We start from the raw sequence: 20,378 nt of genomic DNA, 5'->3' as shown, positions 1-20,378 counted from the left end.
ACAATGATTACAAAATGAGGCTGAGACATATGTCCCGGCCTCATTTTTTCATTACTTTTTAGAATTTATCTTTTAACTTGTCAAAGAACCCTTCATTGACCTTTTCATTTGATGCTTTCGCATACAACTTCAAAGCTTCGCGTTGGCCCTTGTTCAGTTTCTTTGGAATTTGAACGTGAACGGTAACTTTTTCATCCCCGTTACCTGAACCCCGCAATTTCGGAGCCCCTTTACCTTTCAAACGGAAAGTTGTTCCTGATTGCGTTCCGGCTGGAATGTTTAACTTCACATCGCCGTGAACGGTCTTGACTTGGATTTCTGAACCAAGCGTTGCCTGAACAAAGCTGATTGGTTGATCAAGGTAGATCTCAGCGCCATCACGTTTAAACGTCTTGCTTGGAGCAACGCTGAAGATGATGAATAAGTCACCATAAGGACCGCCGTTATAGCCGGCTTCACCTTGACCTTGCAAGCGCATTTGGTTGCCATCTTCCACTCCGGCGGGAACGGTTACTTCAACCGCATGCTTTTCGCTTACCCGGCCAGTTCCGTGACATGTTGGACATTTTTCCTTAATTTCTTTTCCGGTTCCGTGACAAACATCACATTCTTGTTGGGTCATCATGCGGCCAAGCGGCGTTTGCCGTTCAACCTGAATAACTCCCCGTCCATGACATTTTGAACATGTAACCGGTGATGTTCCGGGCTTAGCACCCGAACCATTACAGTTTTTGCAAACGGCTTCCCGGTTATATTCGATTTCGGTTTTCTTACCGAAGATCCCTTCTTCAAAGGTCAAATGCATTTCATATTGCAGATCCCGACCTTGACGCGGAGCATTCTGGCTACGAGAACCGCCCCCGCCAAAGAATGAACCGAAAATGTCTTCAAAGCCGCCAGCGCCGCCGAAGTTACTGAAACCGCCAAAGTCGCCGTAACCACCGGCACCGCCGCCACCAAATCCTTGGTCGCCAGTCGTTCCGAATTGGTCGTATTGATCTTTCTTTTGCGGATCACTCAGAATTTCGTAAGCTTCATTGACTTCTTTGAATTTTTCTTCAGCCCCTGGTTCATGGTTCAAATCAGGATGATATTTCTTTGAAAGTTTTCGATAAGCCTTTTTGATTTCAGCATCAGACGCATCCTTGCTGACACCTAAAACCTCATATGGGTCTTTTTGAGCCATTGTTTTCCTCCAACTTTTTCTTAATCTCTGTTTTAGCCTACCATTTGTTAAAATAAAAAGTCAAAGACCAAAGCGGACTTTGACTTTTTATCCAATTAAATGACAATTAGTTCTTGTCATCTGGGTCTACTTCTTTAAAGTCCCCATCAACTGTGTTGTCATCATTGTTATCGTTTGATGATGCATTGCCGGCATTAGCTGCACCGTCAGCGGCACCGCCTTGAGCCTGTTGTGCTTGTTGAGCTTGTTGGTATAACTTAACTGACATATCTTGGATAAGTTTTGTTAAATCACCCTTCTTAGCCTTCATATCATCAATGTTGTTTGCTTCTTGAGCTTTCTTCAAAGCATCACGAGCATCTTCGATCTTCTTAACTTCATCTTCACCGACTTTGCCTTTGATTTCTTCAAGGGTCTTGTCTGTTTGGAATAATAGTTGATCGACTTCGTTCTTAAGATCAACTTCTTCTTTCCGCTTCTTGTCGGCAGCTTCGTTTTCCTTAGCTTCCTTAACCATGCGGTCGATTTCTTCATCTGATAAACCTGAAGAACTCTTAATGGTGATCTTTTGTTCCTTGTTTGTTCCTAAGTCCTTAGCTGAAACATTTACGATTCCGTTCTTATCGATATCGAATTTAACTTCGATTTGAGGAACACCACGAGGAGCAGCTGGGATGTCTGTTAATTGGAAACGACCTAATGTCTTGTTGTCAGCAGCCATTGGACGTTCACCTTGCAATACGTGGATATCAACGGCTGGTTGGTTATCTGCAGCAGTTGAGAACACTTGTGATTTTGATGTTGGAATTGTTGTGTTCCGGTCGATCAACTTCGTGAACACACCACCCATTGTTTCAATTCCGAGTGACAATGGTGTAACATCAAGCAAAACAACGTCCTTAACGTCACCAGTAATAACCCCACCTTGAATTGCAGCCCCTAAAGCAACGGCTTCATCAGGGTTAACTGATTCGTTTGGTGTGTGACCAGTTTCGTTCTTAACAAGTTCCTTAACGGCTGGGATCCGCGTTGAACCACCGACTAAGATAACTTCGTCAATGTCAGCGTTTGTTAAGCCGGCATCCTTCAAAGCGTTTTGAACTGGGATCCGGGTCTTTTCAACTAAGTCGTGCGTTAATTCGTTGAATTTAGCACGGGTCAAAGTTGTTTCCAAGTGTAATGGGCCGCTTTCGCCAGCAGCGATAAATGGTAATGAAATTTGAGCTGATGTAACGCCTGATAAGTCTTTCTTAGCCTTTTCAGCAGCGTCCTTCAATCGTTGCATTGCCATCTTGTCTTGTGAAAGGTCAATGCCATTGTCCTTCTTGAAGTTTTCGATCAACCAGTTCATGATGGCGTTATCAAAGTCATCCCCACCAAGGTGTGTATCACCATTTGTTGAGAGAACTTGGAATACCCCGTCACCTAATTCAAGGATTGAAACATCAAACGTTCCACCACCAAGGTCGTAAACTAAAATCTTTTCATCTTTGTCGGTCTTGTCCAAACCATAAGCTAAAGCAGCAGCTGTTGGTTCGTTGACGATCCGTTCAACTTTCAAACCAGCGATCTTACCGGCATCCTTTGTTGCTTGCCGTTGAGCATCGTTAAAGTATGCAGGAACCGTGATAACCGCTTGCGTTACCTTTTCGCCAAGGTATGATTCAGCGTAATCCTTGATGTATTGAAGAATCATTGCTGAAATTTCTTGTGGAGTGTAATCCTTGCCATCAACGGTTACCTTGTAACCTTCTTCACCCATGTGACGCTTGATTGATGAAATTGTGTTCGGATTAGTAATCGCTTGCCGCTTTGCAACTTCACCAACTTGAGTTTCGCCATCTTTGAATGATACAACTGAAGGAGTTGTCCGGTTTCCTTCAGGGTTTGTAATAATCTTTGCTTCTTTTCCTTCAAGAACAGCAACTGCTGAGTTGGTTGTTCCTAAGTCAATCCCAATAATCTTTGACATTCTGATTAAACCTCTTTCTATTTATTATTGTGCGACAACGACCATTGCTGGACGTAAAACACGATCTTTGAGCATATAGCCGTCTTGGTAAACTTCAACGACGGTCTCAGCTTTTTGACCCTTTTCAACAGGAACACTCTTAACTGCTTGGTGTTTCGTTGGATCAAACGGCTGATTCAATGCTTCGATTTTAGTAATTTCATTATCTTTTAAGGCCTTTTCCATGTCCTTAGCAACCATTTCAATTCCGTGCTTCAATTGAGCTGAAGCTTCATCTTCAACTTCAATCTGCAATGCCCGGTTAAGATTATCCATCACCGGTAAAATTTCGGTTGCAAGCTTTTGACCTTCATATTTCAATAATTGAGCTTGTTCATTTTTGAACCGCTTTGTCATATTTTGCATTTCAGCTTCAGCACGAAGATATTTATCTTCCATTTCATCGTACTTGGCTTGCAAATCAGCAATTTGCTGTTCCAAATCTGATTGGTTATCAGTTTGTTCATTTGACTCGGCGTTCAAATCTTCGGCTGCTTTCTTTGAAACATGCTTTTGTTCTTTTTCATCAACGTTTAAGTCTTCTGCAGCCTTCTTATTTGTCCGCTTTTCTTCTTCCTTAGCCAAATCAACACCCCTTTTCCTATTCGTTAAAATTTCGGTAGTAATTGATTAACCGCTTTGATAATTCATCCCGGAACGTATCCAACATTCCGATCACCTGCGAATAATGCATATTCGTTGGTCCAAGAATTGCAATTAACCCATGTCCATGATTACCATCATCGTAAGTTGCAGATACTAAACTGTAATTCAATGCTGAATCATGATCATCATTGATCTTCACAGCAACATCTTCACCATTGCTCTTCACAAGTTCCCGTAAATCAGTTGGCCGGTTGATCAGTGAATACAATGACTTGACCTTTTCAAGATCATCATCCTGAACAAAGTCCAAAACATTGTGCTTGCCGCTGACATACATGTGCTCACGCACCGCCTTGTCAAGAATGTCGCCAAACGTTTCGATAAAGTCATTCGAATTCCGTAAATAGCTTGAAACCTGCGGAATGGCTTTGATTAAATGTTCTGAAACTTCGCTCAACGGTAACCCGACAAGTTCTTCGTTGATCAACCGGATCACCGCCTCAAGCTGGTCGCCGTGAATATTTTCAGGAATACTGAAAATCTGATTTTCAACGGAACCATCACTGGTAACCAGTAAAACCATAACCTGCTGGTTACCTAATGGAACCAACCGGAAACCTTCAACCACGACATCGTTTGAACCAGGTTTTAATGAAATTGCAACGTAATTCGTCATCTGGGATAACAACTGAGCAGATAATGCGACAATGTCATCGACTTTCGCAAATTCATTATTCAATGACTTCCGAATCCGACTGACAGCATTGCGATCAAGTTTATCCGGCTCAAGCAGGTTATCAACATAATAACGATATCCTTCAAGCGACGGAATTCTTCCCGAACTTGAATGCTGCTTCATAATAAACCCTTGACGTTCAAGTGCGGCCATCTCATTCCGAATGGTGGCTGAACTTACGTGAATTGGCAATTGTTCTTGCAACTTTTTAGACCCAATCGGCTGCCCGACATCCGTGTAATTCTGAATAATGGCTTTCAGAATTGACAATTGTCTATCTGTTAACATGTACAATCACCTCTTTAGCACTTAACACCCTCAAGTGCTAAGTCAATTATATATTACATAATATCTGTACCTGCGTCAAGGGTTTTACCCACTTTTTTAGCAGATTAATTAATCGAGTGCTAATTATTTAAAATCTTTTGCAAAATACGCTTGGGTATCGATCTGATCCTGCTTTAGCTGCGCAATCAACTGGTCAACCGATTCAAATTTGACCGGGGCGCGCAGGTATTGATCCCATTCGACTTCAACTTCTTGACCGTATACCATTCGGCTAAAATCAAAAAGATTGATCTCAATCGTCAATGGATTATCACCAAACGTTTCGTTATGGCTGACCGAACACATTCCTTGATACCACTGACCGTCAACTTTGACCCGAACGGCATACACACCGATTCCCGGAATCCATTGGTCGTCTGCAGGCTGAATATTTAATGTTGGGAATCCTAGTTCACGTCCGCGAGCCTCACCGTGAACGACTTTCCCCGGAAAACTGAACCGATAGCCTAACAACTGGTTGACCTTTTCGATTTTACCCTGATCGAGGGCCGTCTTGATCTGCGTTGTCCCGATTTTTTCGGCATTCAACACTTGGCGATCAACCGTCACAACGTCAAACCGCCCCTGCGCAAACTGCGGTAAGGTTTCCATGTTTGCCACATCCGGTTTCCCATACGTGTAATCAAATCCGGCAACGACGACCTTCGCATGCAGATCAGCCATAAAGTGATCAACGAAATATTGCGGCGTCAACTTAGCCATTGCTTCATCAAAGCGCGCAACGTATGCAATTTCGATGCCTTGCTGTTCAAATAACTTCAAGCGCTGCTTTAACGGCGTTACGTACTTGACCGTTTGCGGATCGATGTCGCGAAAGTAAATTTTCGGAAAACGGTCAAACGTCATGATTGCAAGTTTTAAATGACGTCGCGCTGCGATCTCCTTAGCGCATTGAATAACCGCTTGATGCCCGCGATGAACTCCGTCAAAGAAGCCCATTGCGAGCACGACATCCTCATTGGGAATCTTTTGCAAATCAAGCGGTTCAGAAATTTCAATCACTTGCATGTCTTTATCCTTCCTCAGTTAAATCAATCATTTGCTCTGGCCGGTATACTTCTTTTGCCGCATCATACTTGTACAAAGCCCGCGTCTTTCCACCATAATTTAAGACCAAAAATGGGGTATCCGTGTGCATGTACTTTGCTTGAAGGAAACCACCGTTTTTAACGATTTTCCACTGAAAGTCCGTTAAATCAGCTTGCGGATATTTACGGAAGGCATATCCGACCGGGAAAAGAACCTTCTGCAAGTCCTCACCGTGATCCTTAAGGTTCTGCAACTGTGCCAACGAAATTGTCTGGTCAAGCGTGAACCCACCGCTTTCAAGCCGGGTCAGATCGGACATCACTGCAGCCACACCAAGTTTTTTGCCTAAATCAACGGCTAAAGTGCGGACGTAAGTCCCCTTTGAACATTCCACTTCAAACTTGGCTTTCTGCAATCCCGTTGTCGCATCAAATTCACTCGGCGCGGTTAATTTAAAGGATTTGATCGTCACTTTGCGTTGCGGCCGTTCAACCTCTTTGCCAGCGCGCGCATATTCATATAACCGTTTGCCGTGAACCTTAACGGCCGAATACATCGGCGGAATTTGAGTGATCTCACCCGACATTAAATCCATCATCTGCTGAAGCTGATCATCAGCAAATGGTGCTTTTAACGGTGTTTCCTCAACCTTTTCGCCATCAAGGTCTTCGGTGGTCGTGGCAAAACCAAACGTGACTTCGCCGCGATATTTCTTTCCGGATTGCATTAAATAGTTAACAGTTTTCGTCCCCTTGCCAATGCAGATCGGCAAAACGCCGTCAACATTCGGATCAAGAGTGCCACTATGCCCGACCTTCCGCGTTTGAAAGATCCCACGACACTTCATTACCGCATCGTTACTGGTCATTCCGCGGTCCTTGTAAAGTGGTAAAATTCCGTCCATTTGTTCACTTCCTCTTTCCATTTTCCATACTAAAAAGGTGCGACCAAACCACCGTTTATTCCATGGTTTCGTCACACCTTCTTGCTTAAAACTTATCTTGTTGGTGAAGCTTGTTCAACAATTCATCAATGTGGTCACCATACCGCACTGATTCGTCCTGTTCAAATTTAATTTCAGGAGTGACATAGATACTTAAGCGATGGCCTAATTCGCGCCGAATCAAGCCCGTTGCCTTATCTAAGCCGCGTTGTGTTTTTTCCGCATCTGAAGCTAAATCTGAAAGAATACTGTAATAAATCGTTGCATGTTGCAAATCACCAGTTACTTCGACGCCAGTAATTGTAACCCCTTGAACTCGTGGGTCACGTACACGTTTTTGCAAAATATCATTGACTTCGCGCTGAATTTCTTGAGCGAGTCGGCCAACTCGTACTTGTTGTGCCATTTTACCAGCCTCCCTTAATCTTATTCAACTGGAACTTCTTCCATTACGTATGCTTCAAGTTGGTCGCCAACTTTAATGTCGTTATACTTTTCAATCATTAAACCACATTCATAGCCGGCCTTAACTTGTTTAACGTCATCTTTGAACCGTTTCAAACTTGCAAGTTTACCGTCATAGATAACCACGCCGTTCCGGATGACCCGCACACCGCTATCGCGTTGGATGTAACCATCGATGACGTATGCCCCACCGATTGTTCCCAACTTCGATACCTTGTAAGTTTCACGGATTTCAACTTGACCAGTAACCTTTTCTTGATATTCTGGTTCAAGCATCCCTTTCATCGCCGTTTCAACTTCATCGATTGCCTTGTAAATAACATTGTGCAACCGAATATCAACGCCATCTGCATCGGCTTGTTGCTTAGCAAGCGGTGTTGGCCGGACGTTGAACCCGATGATGATCGCATTTGAAGCTTCGGCCAAGGTAATATCACTTTCGTTGATTGCCCCAACGGCTTGGTGAATGATATTGACCCGCACGCCTTCAACATCGATCTTTTGGAAACTTTGAGCAAGGGCTTCAACGGAACCTTGAACATCGGCCTTGATGATCAAGTCAACTTCCTTCATTTCGCCTTCCTTGATCGTGTCAAACAAGTTATCCAATGTAACGTGCGTTGTCTTGCTCCGTTCCTTGATCAATGCTTGTTCAGCCCGCTTTTCACCGGCTGCCCGCGCTGTCTTTTCGTCGTTGAACGTTACGAACCGGTCACCTGAATCCGGAACATCGTTTAACCCAGTGATTTCAACTGGGGTTCCTGGTTTAGCCTTGTGAACAGCTTTTCCGCGATCGTTGGTCATTGTCCGAACCCGACCAAAGGTATTGCCGACAACAATTGGATCACCGACGTGCAATGTACCTTGTTGAACTAACAATGAAGCAACTGAACCTTTACCCTTATCAAGCCGGGCTTCGATTACTGAACCGGCACCATGTTGTTTCGGGTTGGCCTTCAATTCCATCATTTCGGCTTGAAGCAAAATCATATCAAGCAATTCATCGATGTTTTGACCTAACTTAGCTGAAATTTCAACAAAGATCGTGTCACCGCCCCAGTCTTCAGGAATCAAACCGTATTCCGTCAATTGTTCCATCACGTGGTTTGGATTTGCACCTGGCTTATCGATCTTGTTGACTGCAACAATGATCGGAACTCCCGCTGCTTGGGAGTGGTGGATGGCTTCAATTGTTTGCGGCATTACCCCGTCATCAGCAGCAACGACTAAGACGGTAATATCAGTAATGTCAGCACCTCGCGCCCGCATGTTCGTGAAGGCAGCGTGTCCTGGAGTATCCAAGAAGGTAATTGTCTTCCCGTCGTGCTTGATTTGGTAAGCCCCGATGTGCTGCGTGATTCCACCGGCTTCACCCGCAGTAATGTGGGAGTGTCGTAAGTGGTCAAGCAACGTTGTCTTCCCGTGGTCAACGTGACCCATGATCGTAACAACTGGTGGCCGTGCTTCAAGGTGTTTGTGGTTCTTTTCTTCGTCTTCAAAGAACTTATCGATATCTGAAACATCGACTTCGACCTTTTCTTCAGCCTTGATCCCGTAATCATCAGCTAAGATTTCAATCGTATCCTTATCGAGGGATTGGTTTTGGTTAACCATTACACCCATCATAAAGAGCTTCTTGATAATTTCAGCTGGTTCACGGTGGATCTTCTTCGCAATATCAGCAACACTCATGCCAACCGTGTAAACAAGTGTTTCTGGTAACGGCTTGTTCTTGCGTTGCGGAACTGGATTCTTCTTTTGGTTCCGCCGATCTTGCCGGCGTTCCTTCTTGCTCTTCTTTTTGTTCTTCTTATTGAACTTGTTGCGTTGGAAATCATTACTGTTATTGAAGCCGCCATTGCGCTTGTTCTTCTTGTTAAACTTCTTGTTGTTGCTGAAGTGATTTCCATTTTCACCGTTATCATGTGATTGAGCCTTCACATGGTTATTGTTTTGGTTTGAATGATTATTTGCTGGACGTTGATTCTTAAAGTTCTTGTTCTTTTGATCATTGTGTCCGTCATTGTGTCCGTGATTTTGATTTGCGTGATTTTGTTTCATTTTATTATTGTTGTTGTGAGAATCTTTAGCTTGAACCGGCTTTGAAGCTGCTTTTGGTGCGGGCTTCTTAGCTGGAGCCGGTTGGGCTTGGGCTTTTTGCGGCTTGGCGCCCTTGCCTAAGCTCTTCTTAACCGTTTGTTCTTCATTTTCATCAAGCATTGACATGTGATTGCCAACCTTAATGCCGTTCTTTTTAGCAGCAGCTATCACTTCCTTGCTGCTGACATCTAATTCATGTGCGATTTGATATATTCTCTTTTTACTCATATGCAAATCCCTCCATTTCGCGTATTTCAAATCATTATGTTTTCACGCGAAATGGGATTCGCATTATTCAGAAAACAATAATGATTTTAACTTCTTTCCAAAACCGGAATCTGTAACTGCAATGATCGAACGCACCTGTCCAATCGCAACGCTTAGCTCCGTACGCGTAAAGTTCGTTGCCAATGGAACCTGATAACTCTGACACTTATCAGAGAACTTCTTTTGCGTTGTTTGTCCGCAATCCGCAGCTAAAAACACGATCTGCGCTTGATGTTTTTGAATTTTTCTCAAAACTAAATCTTCGCCCGTCGTGATTTTACGTGCTCGTTGCGCTAATCCAAGCAGATTTAAAACTTGCTTTTTATTCATGACCAAACAACTTAATCCGTGCGACCTTGTGATCAACGTAGGCAATCAATTCATCGTAAAAATCATCGCTGATTTTAATTCCGAATGCCTTGTCAAATGTCTTTTCTTCCTTGGCCTGCTTGGCAACATCAACATCAAGGTGGATGTATGCGCCACGGCCGTTTTGTTTACCTGTCGGATCGATTGCAACTTCATTTTCCTTATTCTTTACAACCCGAACAAGTTCCTTTTTGGGAAGCATTTCGCCAGTTACAATATCTTTTCTCATCGGAATTTTCCGTTGACGTTGTGCCATTTTTTAAACCTCTTATTCTTCTGAACCTTCGTCAGTTGCTTCGGTTTCAACTGAAACTTCTTCAACTGGTTCCTCTTCAACAGCTGGTTCAACTGGTTCTGCAACCGTCTTGTCTTCTAAGTTTTCTTCTGCAGCATCGGTTTCTGACTTGATGTCGATCTTGTAACCAGTCAACCGCGCAGCCAAGCGAACGTTTTGGCCGCGCTTACCGATTGCAAGTGAAAGTTGATCGTCAGGAACGACCACGGTGCAGTCATGTTCATTTTCAGGATCGAACCGAACTGCTAATACGTCAGCAGGATTCAATGCATTGGCAATAAAGGTTGCCGGATCTTCATCCCACTTAACGATGTCCATGTTTTCACCCTTCAACTCATTAACGATCTTTTGAACCCGTTCGCCCCGTGGACCAACACAGGTTCCAACCGGATCCAAGTTGTCGATCGTTGCCCGCACAGCAACCTTAGCGCGATCGCCGGCTTCCCGGGCAATTGAAACAATTTCAACTTCACCGTTATAAATTTCAGGAACTTCTTGTTCAAATAACCGTCTTAACAAGTCAGGATGTGACCGGCTAACAAAGACTTGCGGTCCCTTTGAACTGTTTTCAACCTTGTAAATGTAAACCTTGATCTTGTCGTGGGACTTGTATTCTTCACCTTGAATTTGGTCCTTGTGTGACAAAACGGCTTCAACCTTACCTAAGTTAACGTAGATAAAGTGGTTGTCGCGCCGTTCAACTTCACCCGTCACGATTTCATTTTCATACTTAATGTATTCGTTGTAGATGACGTTGTGTTCTTCTTCCCGCACGCGTTGCATGATGACTTGCTTAGCAGTTTGAGCGGCGATCCGACCAAAATCTTTTGGTGTAACTTCAAACCGAATTTGGTCGCCGATTTCATACGCCTTGTTTAATTGCAATGCGTCATCCAAGCTGACTTCCAACCGGGAGTCAAAGACTTCATTAACAACATCCTTAACTGCATATACGTGAATGTCGCCCTTATTTTCATCAAACTCCACTTCAACGTTTTGAGCTTGGCCGTAATTCCGCTTGTATGCAGAAACCAATGCATTTTCCAATGCTTCAATAACAACTTCACGCTTAACGCCTTTTTCCTTTTCAAGAACGTCTAACGCAGTTAGTAATTCCTTACTCATGAAAATTTCTCCTTAGTATATTTGATTAAAACTTAATTGCTAAACGAGCTTTCGCAATTTTATTCCGAGGAATCGTAATTGTTTTGGTCCGTGTTTTATCTTGATATTCGATCGTCAATTCATCAGCTGACAAATCCGTCATCGTTCCTTCATATATTTTACTGCCTTCAAGCGGTTGATACAAAGAAACGTGGATGTATTTGCCAAGTGCCCGTTGATAATCCTTTTCCTTTTTCAAAGGACGTTCGGCACCCGGTGATGAAACTTCAAGATAGTATGCTTGCGGAATTGGGTCCGGGTCGCAATTATCAAGCTTTTCGCTTAATTGATCACTGACCATTGCACATTCATCAATCGTGATTCCTTCCGGCTTATCAATGAACACGCGCAAGTACCAACTTTTACCTTCTTTTACAAATTCAACGTCCACCAATTCAAAGTGATGGTCGTCTAAAATTGGTGTAACTAAATCAGCTACAGTTTCTACTACACTGCTCACTCAATATCCTCCTCGTTTTGCTAAATAACTCCATTCATCAAAAAGAGTGAGCATCGCTGCTCACTCTTACTGAGTTATTAAAATACAATAACTAATATAACAGATAAAGTTGGATTTTTCAAATTATTCTGTTATCGAACCTAATTTTTAATTGCCTTTATAGAAAACAACATAATTTTGACCATTTACTCTTAAAATTTTACTTGGTAAAGATTCAAGATAATTATAATTATCAACCTGGTCTTCTGGAATTATGTATGCGGCCGAACCAGACGTTATTTGTGTTGGAATTGATGGTTGATATTTTTCCTCTAATCTACTAATTTTATGTGGGTTTGGACGTTTAATACACTCTAAAAATTCAATATTGTTACTTGGGCGATCTGAATTATAAAAAGGAAAACCATAATAGGTCTTTACGTGTAAATTATCTAACTCACTTACAAATTTCTTTGAATTATTGAAATCAATAACATAACTTGGAATTTGATTTGCAGTTACTTCTGTGTTTGTATAATCTTTAAAAAAATAATGTGTAAAATCTACACTTACAATGAAAACTGTAAGTAAAATCACAACCTTTACAATTCTTTTTCCTGCCAATTCAAATAATTTTCCTAATCCAATTCCCGCCCATAAATAAGCAATGAATAAAACCACTGCCCAATGAGTAAAATTAGCCTGGACAAAGAGAATTAACGGGATTAATGAGAAAGAAAGAATAATTAAAAATTTAGTAACCACATTCTTTTTTTCCTTAACTACACATACTACACCATAAATCATTAATAAAAACATTAAGAAATAAATCACAGCATAACCGGGAATACTTGTTTGTAACCACGAATCATTTCCTGTGATTAACTGTCCTAATCCTGATGCTAAATTAGATATAACATTATTTATAATATTTCCACTAAACGAGATCATGGAGTTTGCAGCTCTTGTTTGTGGCAGACTTGCTACAGTAAACCATAAAAACTTAAAAGGTTTTACACCTATAAATTGTACTAAAACATAACAAAAGATTGGAAACAGCAATACTGCACTTATAAAAATCAGTCTGTAAATATCTTTTTTATTAAATTTTTCAAGATTATACAAAAAACAAATTGTCCCTATAAAAATAAAAGGTAGCGATATCCATGCTCCAACATAGCAGTAAGCCATTAAATCAATTAACACGATGCCAACGTATCCATATATTTTTTTCTGAGTAAATGATAAAATTATAAACCCAACTGCGAAAATAAACATGGGGACCACAATATTACAATCCATTGCCCAATGACCATACATTAGTAACCATTCAGCTGTCGAAAGACTTACTGATACGCCTAAAATAATTTTAGGAGTAACTTTATTTTTATAAAGTGCAAATATTAAGAAAAGTACACTTAAAATTGTTAAAAACGCCATTGGAAAACGATATGCAACTAAATTCATTCCAAAAGTCTTCATAAATGGAACCGCAAGCCATTCATATAAAATTGATTGTCCTCCCGCTGACACAGAATAAACTGGATTATGGAGTAAGTTACTATCAACACCAAAATGCGCAAGTGACCAACTGTTATAAAAATTAAAGGCTTCGTCACCGAATAGTCCTGGTGCTTTACCTAATCCGTTTAACTCAAAGAAAACAAGGTAGGTCAGTGCCCCCCCCATTACAATTTTTTGCCAACCTTTAAAATATTTCTTTGATACAATTAAAAATTTAAAAATCAGTGTTAAAAAAATTACGGTACAAAAACCTTCCAAATAAATCATTCTAAACTTGCTCCTCAACATTATTAAATTTAATAAACTTATGTTAGCTATCTAATCAAAAATAACTTTTTCTAAAAACCAAAACTAATCCTAAAATCCAACAAATCAATGAACATAAAATTCCTAAAATACTTACCGGACTATATTTATATGATACCGTGATTGGTCCTAATTCTGACGAATTGACTGCAAGCTGTCCATCGTCAGACCGATAAATTTCTACATTCTTACCGTTTCTTTCAGCCTTATATATATCTTTGTAATATAAGACTGGTAATGCAACCTCATGAGAATCATTTAATTTACTAGCATCAAATGTAATTGAATTTGCACCTGATTTAATATTGGATTTATTCATCTTTACAGCCTCGCCATCATTAACAATAGCAATATGATCGTATACATTCGGACATGCAACTTGTTCATTCTGCGGAGCATACATTTCTAAACGGAAGGAAGTATATGTATTATATACACCTGAATTTTTTCTAAATTCTCCGTAACCATTTCGATATGAGTCTGTGTTTTTTAATATTAGTTGCGTCTGAGCAACTTGAGGTAATACCAATCCAACAATAAAACACAAAAAAATAAATAATTTCGAATGTTTTTTATTAGTATTATAACTTGCAATTATTTTAGTAATTAACTCTCCGCCAACGAAAGATTCAAACATTGTTGTGAGCATCAGCAACCTGAAAGGAAATTGAATAATACTAAACACAGTATTATCCAATAAATACCATGGAAAGGCTGTTGAAGACATGGTAAACGTAATACAACTTGCGATATATAACACCTTTGACAAATTAGAAAGTTTTCTAAAATAAATCAAACCCATTATTAAGATAATTACACCACAAACCCCAATGCCATACTGAAAATTCTGACATTCTGCATTTAGCGAACTCATCAGTAGCGTTCCAAAGCCTTGCATATTAAAACTGTTTGATATTGCAGATGCCTGAGAACTAAATTGTTGAGTAATATTTTGATAAATAAATGGAAACAAAAAGACTGCCGAACAGCCAATGCAAATCAACCCTGCTTTAACAAAATTCAAAAGAACTATTTTTTTATTTGAAACTTTTTTAAAGAATACAAGAAATAAAATAAACAAACACAGCGAAATTATAAAAGTCGATAGCAGATGCGTAAGGATAAGCGATGCCATTCCCAAACCTAAAATCAGCCATCCTTTTTTATTATCGGGTTTAAAAAGCGTTATGTAAAAGCCATAAAATGCTATCGGCATAAGAATCATACTTATAAATTCGCCTAAATCAAATCTTCTAAATGCATTAACTGACAGATACTCGCTAAATATATAGCATACTGAAGCAAAGAAGGCTTGAACCTTATTACATGTAATCTTTTTCACAACAGAATATGAAATTACCAATCCGATGAATGCATAAAATGCAAATCCAATTATAAATCCCCACATATGATTTGGAATAATTATTTCAAAAATAGCAAATGGAATTAAAGTGAACCACGGATAAAAAATATTAAGTGGATATGCTCCCATTCTAAATGTATGCGTACTTAACTGAGGGTAAAAATTAAAATGCATGAAGTTGTATTTTAATTCTAGTACCCGATCAATATTAAAGTCCATATCGTCTCCAAATGGTAAATAGTGCCATTTAAAAAGTGGAAGTATGAACAAGATACTTAAAATTACAAAAATAAACAGTAATAGTGAATAACGTTTTATATTATTTTCTCTACTCTTACTCATTTTTTCTCCTAACATAATCATAAATTAAACATAAGGTAAGAATACACTCTTTCCAATGTTTTAACGTTATAAAATTACATTTTATTTTTTCACTTGTCAAATAAATGATTAAAACAGATAAACAAAAAAGGTAGAATGAATCCTCACTCTACCTTTTACAATCATTAATTTGACAATAATATTTTATCCTTTATTCTTCATAAATCAAGACCAATCATGATTTTTTGATAATATTTAAATTTCTTTCGCCAAATCTCCTAAAAAATATTATCAAACAAACTCAACTGGTTTTCATCCGGCAAATCGTCCAAAACGTGTTGTTCGTTCATAACTAGAACATAATTTTGAAGCCTTTATATTGCATTCTATGGGGGTTAAATTTCAAGTTTCTTCCTATTATATATTCCGATTAAATTCTACTGTAACTTTTTAAATCGTATTCAACTGTCGTATTCAATACGACAGTTTTTGTTTAAAAAATAAAAAAGAGCCTCAGAGGCTCTAATGGTTGCACAAGACAACCTCCAGGGAGTCATCAGCTCCCAAAATAATAAGTGGATCTAAAATCCTAGTAGCTTTATTATAACAAAAAAAGCAGGACATACCAATTAAGGTACGCCCTGCTTTTCATCATTTGATATTCAATTACATTAATAGTTTAACGTTCCTCCAACGAAAATCAACTATGCTGAACTAGTCGTTACTAGTACATACTAGTAATAACTAGTAGCTTAGTTGTTCGCCAACATAAATCAAGTTAGCGTTGTTAATTCCGTTCTTATTTACTAAGTGCGAAACTGAAACGCCTAGCTTACGAGCAATACCACTTAATGTATCGCCTGAACGAACTGTATAGATACGGTTAGCATTCGTCTGCCGTGTTCCGTATTCTTCGCCACCCATGCGACCCATGGCAACATAATGATATTGTCCTGAATAGCTCATGTACCGAGCCCAAGCATAACCGCCACGGATATAAATGTGGTCATAAATTAAACTTTCGCCCGGTGCGTATGATCCGACAACAGCAGCCGAAGTGCTTGGAGCTGTCCGAATGTTTAGCGTGGTGTTCGTTGTGAACGTGCCATTCTGAGCGTAATCTTCATCACTCACAGTATTTACATTCGCATTGTTCTTTGTTGTATTCATTTGATTTTGTTGTTTACCTGTGTTCTTACCTACATTATGCGTATCTCCATTTGAAATAACAGCATTCTTATTCTGCCCGCCAGTAAAGAAATTATCGTAAAGTTGACTAACATCAAACTTTCCGTATGATCCATTAAAATACTGGTCTGAGCGGAATTGCCATGCATGTCCGTGAGTAAATAAATCACGATTTAAATTGAATGGATATGAAGCAATCCAACCAATATCTTTCCATGGTAGAACACTATCACCCCATGAACTCATGCTATATACGGTAAAACGGTAGCCAGCACTTTCAACAATCTGTTGCATTGCTGAAATACACAAATCATTTTCTCCAATGCTTAATCCCCGTTGTTGTGAACTTTCAATGTCAGCACACAATACCGCATTAACTGGCAAGCCATCTGCTTTAGCTTGACTTACCGCAAATTGTGCTTCGGCTTTAGCTTGAGCAATGTTGGTATAACGACAGAAATAGTATCCGTTAACGTATAATCCAGCTTGTTGCGCCGCTTGAATATCTGGCTTTGCCGTGGGGTCAACGTAATATGTTCCTTCACTGATTTTGGTTGTCATTGCTTTAACACCATATTGATTTCGCATGGCTGTGTAATTTCCAACAGTCATTACACCGTTATGATTGCTGTTATCGACCATATCAGTTCTAGCAGCATTAACGATTGGTTCATTAACTACACCGCCAATCATCAATCCAGTTACTAATAACGTGCCAACAATAATCTTATTTTTCTTCATATCCTGGCACTCCCTTCATCAGTTCAGGAATAATGTTCCCATCCTTATCGCACATTTCGCTTAACTTGTAGACTTTTTCTTTTGGCTTCTCTGCAACTGTGTCAGAAACTGCTGGCGCTTTGTAAACTGACTCAATATCGTGTTTTAATTCGCAATAAGCATGTTCAATGCAACCTGCGAGTAAACCTTCATCTTGCTTGCTAAAACCGGCTTGTTGCAACATATCTTGCAATTTATCGATCGCATATTGCTTCTTATCAAGCAACTTATCCGTAACTCCAGCTTTTTCGGCAACAACTACAGCGTCTTGTGCGAATTGTCCCAACGCCTGGAGCAAGTTTTTATCCGGGATATACTTCTTGATTAACTTTGCAACATAGCCACAAATAACAGGAGTTAAAACACCTGCCACCGCAACGATAATCTGCGTGATTGTATTAGTCATCTTTATCCTCTTCTTCCTTTTCTAAGATTTTTAAACGCGCTTCGTGGTCAACTACATGATCGTTGATTCGTTCCATTTTATTAGATACATCTTCGATTGATTTTTGATGGCTTGTTAATTGGAACTTCAACGAATCAATGACTTTACTTAATTTATCAATGCTTTCGTTGAGCGGTTTAGAATTTTTAGCAAAGTTATCGTTAACAGTATGAACTAACCAGCCGATAAAGACTCCACACACTACTGAAAAAACCGTCATGATACTTGCTAACTCATCCCAACCGAATCCTAAAACATGATGTGGCATTTTTCTCACCTCCGTTCCTTTAACGTAAACAAAATGGATATGTTATAATGTAAACATCACTTTACACACAAAAACCGGCCTGCTATTGCAAGTCGGTTTTGTTATGTTATAATCTAAGTAGAGTTAGGAAAGTAGTTCATGACTACGAAAAAAAGACTTGCCTCCTTACAGCAAGTCTTCTTTTTTTGTCCAATTTTTGAGTTTTAAATCATCGCCGGACAAGCAATTCACTTTCTACTTCAACCATTTGTCAATGATCTTTTCGATTAAGTACACCACAACAGGAGCGATGATTAGAGTTAGGAGTTGGTCCATTGACTACACCCCCTTTCTTTCAGAGGGATAAATCTATTATAACCTCCTATCTATATTAACGAAATAGGAAGTTAATTCTCACACCTGGTTACTATTTTTTCTGCAACGTCGCAATTTGTTGTGTTAACACTGCGATCTGTGACTGCATTTGTTGGATCATACTATAGTCATCTTCAGGAGCTGGATGATAATCACTAGCCTTTGGTCCCTTTTCTAATTGAGGACATGCTAAATATAAGTATCCTTTTCCTACGCCTGCGCGCGAACCGCTACCGTCCCACGATACATTGGGTTCAAATCTTAACGTTGCACCACCATCGTTCTGTGGAGGATTTGCTGAGCTAAACTTGAATGAAACGCTAATTTGCGTCCATGTATTACTATTAACTTTTGATACATCTACTTTCGCTCCGTTTGAATCCGTTGCCGTAGAGTAGAATGAGATGTCGCCATTTCTTAATTGAACATTACCATCGGTTTTGGCATAACAGCTAAATGTATAGGTATCTGCCGTGTTATAAAGTCCACGTTGGTAAATATCATAAACATTATATGCACCAATTGCTTTCGTCCAGGCTTTATTAACCTTTCCAATATAGCAACTCATTAATGTGCTACCAGTATTTGAGTTTTTATACATCCATGGTGCACTTTTACCATTTCGTGAATCAAGAAGTAAATTCCGTGTTCCGATAGGCTGTTGCAACTGAGCAAGGGCTTTGTTTGCTAGCTGAACCGCGTTATTTGCCGTTGCGGAAATGCTGTTAGCAGTCGTTAGCGCACTATTGGCAGTTGTTACTGCATCACTAGCCGTTTTAATTGCGCTTTGCGAATCAGAACTAGCTTGACCAGCCTTTGAACTTGCTTCATTGGCTGTTGTAATTGCGGTTTGTGCGTCAGAACTAGCCTGCTGTGCTTGCTTGATTGTTGAATTTTGTAAATTTGTTGCGTATGTTTGAAAATCACTTTCAATCGTTTGCAACTTACTTGCGGCTTGATTCTCAACATATTGCTGCAATTCGTTTTTGAAACTATCCAAGCTCATTGTCGGAATCTGTGTCCCAGTCACTGTCATCGCGCTATCCGTGATATTAAATGAACAGAAACCAGTATCAGGAAAGATTTGTTCTTCATTTGTTTTAGAATCAGTAACCACTAATTCTACTTGATATGTTCCGGGAACTAAGTCAACCAAATCTTTGGTGTTTAATTGGAAGATATATCCGCCAACTGCCACTGTAGCATTGACCGACTTCAAGAATCCCATTTCATTTTTAATTCTGAAAACAGGCGTTGCGTCATCAGCAGTCACACTAAATGGCTGATTGTCTTCAAACGCATTGAAAGGAATGATTGTCCCGGTATCATTGACCTTAAAACTTGAAGACTGGTCTAAAAGATTTAATTTCTTCATGCTGTATCCTTTCTGCCTCCCACCCACCTCTTAGTCTTAATAAAAAAATTATTGATTTGTTACTGGTGTACCAGTTGAAGTTTCACCTGAATCAGGCACTGTTGGATCACTTGGTGTAACCGTATCTGGTGTATCAGGTTTTGCATACTTGCCAACACCCGCAATTTCATCTGCTTGGTCAGCTGTGATCCAACCGCAATTTACATAGATATCCAATTGGTCTCGCGATGTATAACAGCCCCAGTTCCATTGTTCTTTAATGATTTCATACCATGTTGTTGTCATGATTAATTACCACCTTTCAATTTTGCAATTTCTTGTTGTTGAGCTTGTGCCAATGAAGTTAAACCTGTAATTTGTTGACTTAATTGGCCAACTACCATTGTTAAGTTCGTGATTTGTTGCTGTGACGCTGACGGTGAAACTTTAACATCGTTATGATCCTTAGCGTAAGCGTTGCTTTCTTCAAGCGTGGCTGAAACCAAGTTTCCTGAAA

General features: G+C 39.8%; 20 protein-coding genes. All 20 read right to left on the bottom strand.

Going from position 1 to position 20,378, the window contains the following annotated elements; translation table 11 throughout:
• Window positions 1–58: 58 nt before the first annotated feature.
• Window positions 59–1,186, bottom strand: coding sequence for a molecular chaperone DnaJ (gene dnaJ / locus Q3C15_RS06665; protein WP_302704720.1), 1,128 nt, complete (start codon window positions 1,184–1,186; stop codon window positions 59–61).
• A gap of 106 nt (window positions 1,187–1,292) precedes the next feature.
• A complete protein-coding gene (gene dnaK / locus Q3C15_RS06660; protein ID WP_302704719.1) occupies window positions 1,293–3,158 on the bottom strand; it encodes a molecular chaperone DnaK in 1,866 nt (621 codons plus the stop codon).
• Between the two features lie 24 nt (window positions 3,159–3,182).
• Window positions 3,183–3,782 carry a nucleotide exchange factor GrpE gene (gene grpE, locus Q3C15_RS06655; protein WP_302704718.1) on the bottom strand — a complete coding sequence of 200 codons (600 nt, stop codon included), beginning with the start codon at window positions 3,780–3,782 and terminating at the stop codon, window positions 3,183–3,185.
• 16 nt (window positions 3,783–3,798) lie between these two features.
• Window positions 3,799–4,827 carry a heat-inducible transcriptional repressor HrcA gene (gene hrcA / locus Q3C15_RS06650; protein ID WP_302704717.1) on the bottom strand — a complete coding sequence of 343 codons (1,029 nt, stop codon included), beginning with the start codon at window positions 4,825–4,827 and terminating at the stop codon, window positions 3,799–3,801.
• Between the two features lie 123 nt (window positions 4,828–4,950).
• A complete protein-coding gene (gene ribF, locus Q3C15_RS06645) occupies window positions 4,951–5,895 on the bottom strand; it encodes a riboflavin biosynthesis protein RibF (protein ID WP_302704716.1) in 945 nt (314 codons plus the stop codon).
• A 4-nt stretch (window positions 5,896–5,899) separates the two neighbouring features.
• On the bottom strand, window positions 5,900–6,820 hold the full coding sequence (gene truB, locus Q3C15_RS06640) for a tRNA pseudouridine(55) synthase TruB (protein ID WP_283601159.1): 921 nt from the start codon (window positions 6,818–6,820) through the stop codon (window positions 5,900–5,902).
• 85 nt (window positions 6,821–6,905) lie between these two features.
• Window positions 6,906–7,265 (bottom strand): 30S ribosome-binding factor RbfA, encoded by a 360-nt coding sequence (rbfA, locus tag Q3C15_RS06635; RefSeq protein WP_057827964.1) that lies wholly within the window; start codon window positions 7,263–7,265, stop codon window positions 6,906–6,908.
• A 20-nt stretch (window positions 7,266–7,285) separates the two neighbouring features.
• Window positions 7,286–9,652, bottom strand: coding sequence for a translation initiation factor IF-2 (gene infB / locus Q3C15_RS06630; protein ID WP_283601158.1), 2,367 nt, complete (start codon window positions 9,650–9,652; stop codon window positions 7,286–7,288).
• A 63-nt stretch (window positions 9,653–9,715) separates the two neighbouring features.
• Window positions 9,716–10,021 carry a YlxQ-related RNA-binding protein gene (locus Q3C15_RS06625; RefSeq protein WP_283601157.1) on the bottom strand — a complete coding sequence of 102 codons (306 nt, stop codon included), beginning with the start codon at window positions 10,019–10,021 and terminating at the stop codon, window positions 9,716–9,718.
• Window positions 10,014–10,316, bottom strand: a complete 303-nt coding sequence (locus Q3C15_RS06620; protein ID WP_057827961.1) for a YlxR family protein — start codon at window positions 10,314–10,316, stop codon at window positions 10,014–10,016. The genes Q3C15_RS06625 and Q3C15_RS06620 overlap by 8 nt, the downstream gene beginning before the upstream one ends.
• A 12-nt stretch (window positions 10,317–10,328) precedes the next feature.
• The gene (gene nusA / locus Q3C15_RS06615) at window positions 10,329–11,480 is read right to left on the bottom strand and encodes a transcription termination factor NusA (protein ID WP_283601156.1); all 1,152 of its coding nucleotides are present in this window, start codon (window positions 11,478–11,480) and stop codon (window positions 10,329–10,331) included.
• A gap of 25 nt (window positions 11,481–11,505) precedes the next feature.
• Window positions 11,506–11,979 carry a ribosome maturation factor RimP gene (rimP, locus tag Q3C15_RS06610; protein WP_283601155.1) on the bottom strand — a complete coding sequence of 158 codons (474 nt, stop codon included), beginning with the start codon at window positions 11,977–11,979 and terminating at the stop codon, window positions 11,506–11,508.
• 147 nt (window positions 11,980–12,126) lie between these two features.
• Window positions 12,127–13,749: a hypothetical protein gene (locus tag Q3C15_RS06605; protein ID WP_302704715.1), complete on the bottom strand. Its 1,623-nt coding sequence runs from the start codon at window positions 13,747–13,749 to the stop codon at window positions 12,127–12,129.
• Between the two features lie 55 nt (window positions 13,750–13,804).
• On the bottom strand, window positions 13,805–15,493 hold the full coding sequence (locus tag Q3C15_RS06600) for a hypothetical protein (protein WP_302704714.1): 1,689 nt from the start codon (window positions 15,491–15,493) through the stop codon (window positions 13,805–13,807).
• A gap of 723 nt (window positions 15,494–16,216) precedes the next feature.
• A complete protein-coding gene (locus Q3C15_RS06595; RefSeq protein ID WP_302704713.1) occupies window positions 16,217–17,401 on the bottom strand; it encodes a GH25 family lysozyme in 1,185 nt (394 codons plus the stop codon).
• Complete coding sequence (locus tag Q3C15_RS06590; protein WP_302704712.1) at window positions 17,388–17,846, bottom strand: phage holin; 459 nt, start codon at window positions 17,844–17,846, stop codon at window positions 17,388–17,390. Before Q3C15_RS06590 ends, Q3C15_RS06595 begins: the two co-directional genes overlap by 14 nt.
• On the bottom strand, window positions 17,839–18,153 hold the full coding sequence (locus tag Q3C15_RS06585; protein ID WP_302704711.1) for a hypothetical protein: 315 nt from the start codon (window positions 18,151–18,153) through the stop codon (window positions 17,839–17,841). The genes Q3C15_RS06590 and Q3C15_RS06585 overlap by 8 nt, the downstream gene beginning before the upstream one ends.
• A 406-nt stretch (window positions 18,154–18,559) precedes the next feature.
• Window positions 18,560–19,882 carry a hypothetical protein gene (locus Q3C15_RS06580; protein WP_302704710.1) on the bottom strand — a complete coding sequence of 441 codons (1,323 nt, stop codon included), beginning with the start codon at window positions 19,880–19,882 and terminating at the stop codon, window positions 18,560–18,562.
• A 48-nt stretch (window positions 19,883–19,930) separates the two neighbouring features.
• Window positions 19,931–20,167 carry an XkdX family protein gene (locus Q3C15_RS06575; RefSeq protein ID WP_302704709.1) on the bottom strand — a complete coding sequence of 79 codons (237 nt, stop codon included), beginning with the start codon at window positions 20,165–20,167 and terminating at the stop codon, window positions 19,931–19,933.
• A gap of 2 nt (window positions 20,168–20,169) precedes the next feature.
• Window positions 20,170–20,378, bottom strand: a 209-nt coding sequence (locus tag Q3C15_RS06570; RefSeq protein ID WP_302704708.1) for a hypothetical protein, incomplete at its 5' end; no start/stop codon positions are given.

Source organism: Ligilactobacillus sp. 110_WCHN (assembly GCF_030518115.1).
Lineage (GTDB): Bacteria > Bacillota > Bacilli > Lactobacillales > Lactobacillaceae > Ligilactobacillus > Ligilactobacillus aviarius_C.
The sequence above is the reverse complement of the archived record's forward strand: the minus strand, read 5'-3'. Positions and strand labels throughout refer to the sequence as shown.

Coding starts and splice junctions, on each gene's coding strand:
- dnaJ (WP_302704720.1), bottom strand. CDS start 1,186: ATGGCTCAAAAAGACCCATATGAGGTTTTAGGTGTCAGCAAGGATGCG.
- dnaK (WP_302704719.1), bottom strand. CDS start 3,158: ATGTCAAAGATTATTGGGATTGACTTAGGAACAACCAACTCAGCAGTT.
- hrcA (WP_302704717.1), bottom strand. CDS start 4,827: ATGTTAACAGATAGACAATTGTCAATTCTGAAAGCCATTATTCAGAAT.
- ribF (WP_302704716.1), bottom strand. CDS start 5,895: ATGCAAGTGATTGAAATTTCTGAACCGCTTGATTTGCAAAAGATTCCC.
- truB (WP_283601159.1), bottom strand. CDS start 6,820: ATGGACGGAATTTTACCACTTTACAAGGACCGCGGAATGACCAGTAAC.
- rbfA (WP_057827964.1), bottom strand. CDS start 7,265: ATGGCACAACAAGTACGAGTTGGCCGACTCGCTCAAGAAATTCAGCGC.
- infB (WP_283601158.1), bottom strand. CDS start 9,652: ATGAGTAAAAAGAGAATATATCAAATCGCACATGAATTAGATGTCAGC.
- Q3C15_RS06625 (WP_283601157.1), bottom strand. CDS start 10,021: ATGAATAAAAAGCAAGTTTTAAATCTGCTTGGATTAGCGCAACGAGCA.
- Q3C15_RS06620 (WP_057827961.1), bottom strand. CDS start 10,316: ATGGCACAACGTCAACGGAAAATTCCGATGAGAAAAGATATTGTAACT.
- nusA (WP_283601156.1), bottom strand. CDS start 11,480: ATGAGTAAGGAATTACTAACTGCGTTAGACGTTCTTGAAAAGGAAAAA.
- Q3C15_RS06605 (WP_302704715.1), bottom strand. CDS start 13,749: ATGATTTATTTGGAAGGTTTTTGTACCGTAATTTTTTTAACACTGATT.
- Q3C15_RS06600 (WP_302704714.1), bottom strand. CDS start 15,493: ATGAGTAAGAGTAGAGAAAATAATATAAAACGTTATTCACTATTACTG.
- Q3C15_RS06595 (WP_302704713.1), bottom strand. CDS start 17,401: ATGAAGAAAAATAAGATTATTGTTGGCACGTTATTAGTAACTGGATTG.
- Q3C15_RS06590 (WP_302704712.1), bottom strand. CDS start 17,846: ATGACTAATACAATCACGCAGATTATCGTTGCGGTGGCAGGTGTTTTA.
- Q3C15_RS06585 (WP_302704711.1), bottom strand. CDS start 18,153: ATGCCACATCATGTTTTAGGATTCGGTTGGGATGAGTTAGCAAGTATC.
- Q3C15_RS06580 (WP_302704710.1), bottom strand. CDS start 19,882: ATGAAGAAATTAAATCTTTTAGACCAGTCTTCAAGTTTTAAGGTCAAT.
- Q3C15_RS06575 (WP_302704709.1), bottom strand. CDS start 20,167: ATGACAACAACATGGTATGAAATCATTAAAGAACAATGGAACTGGGGC.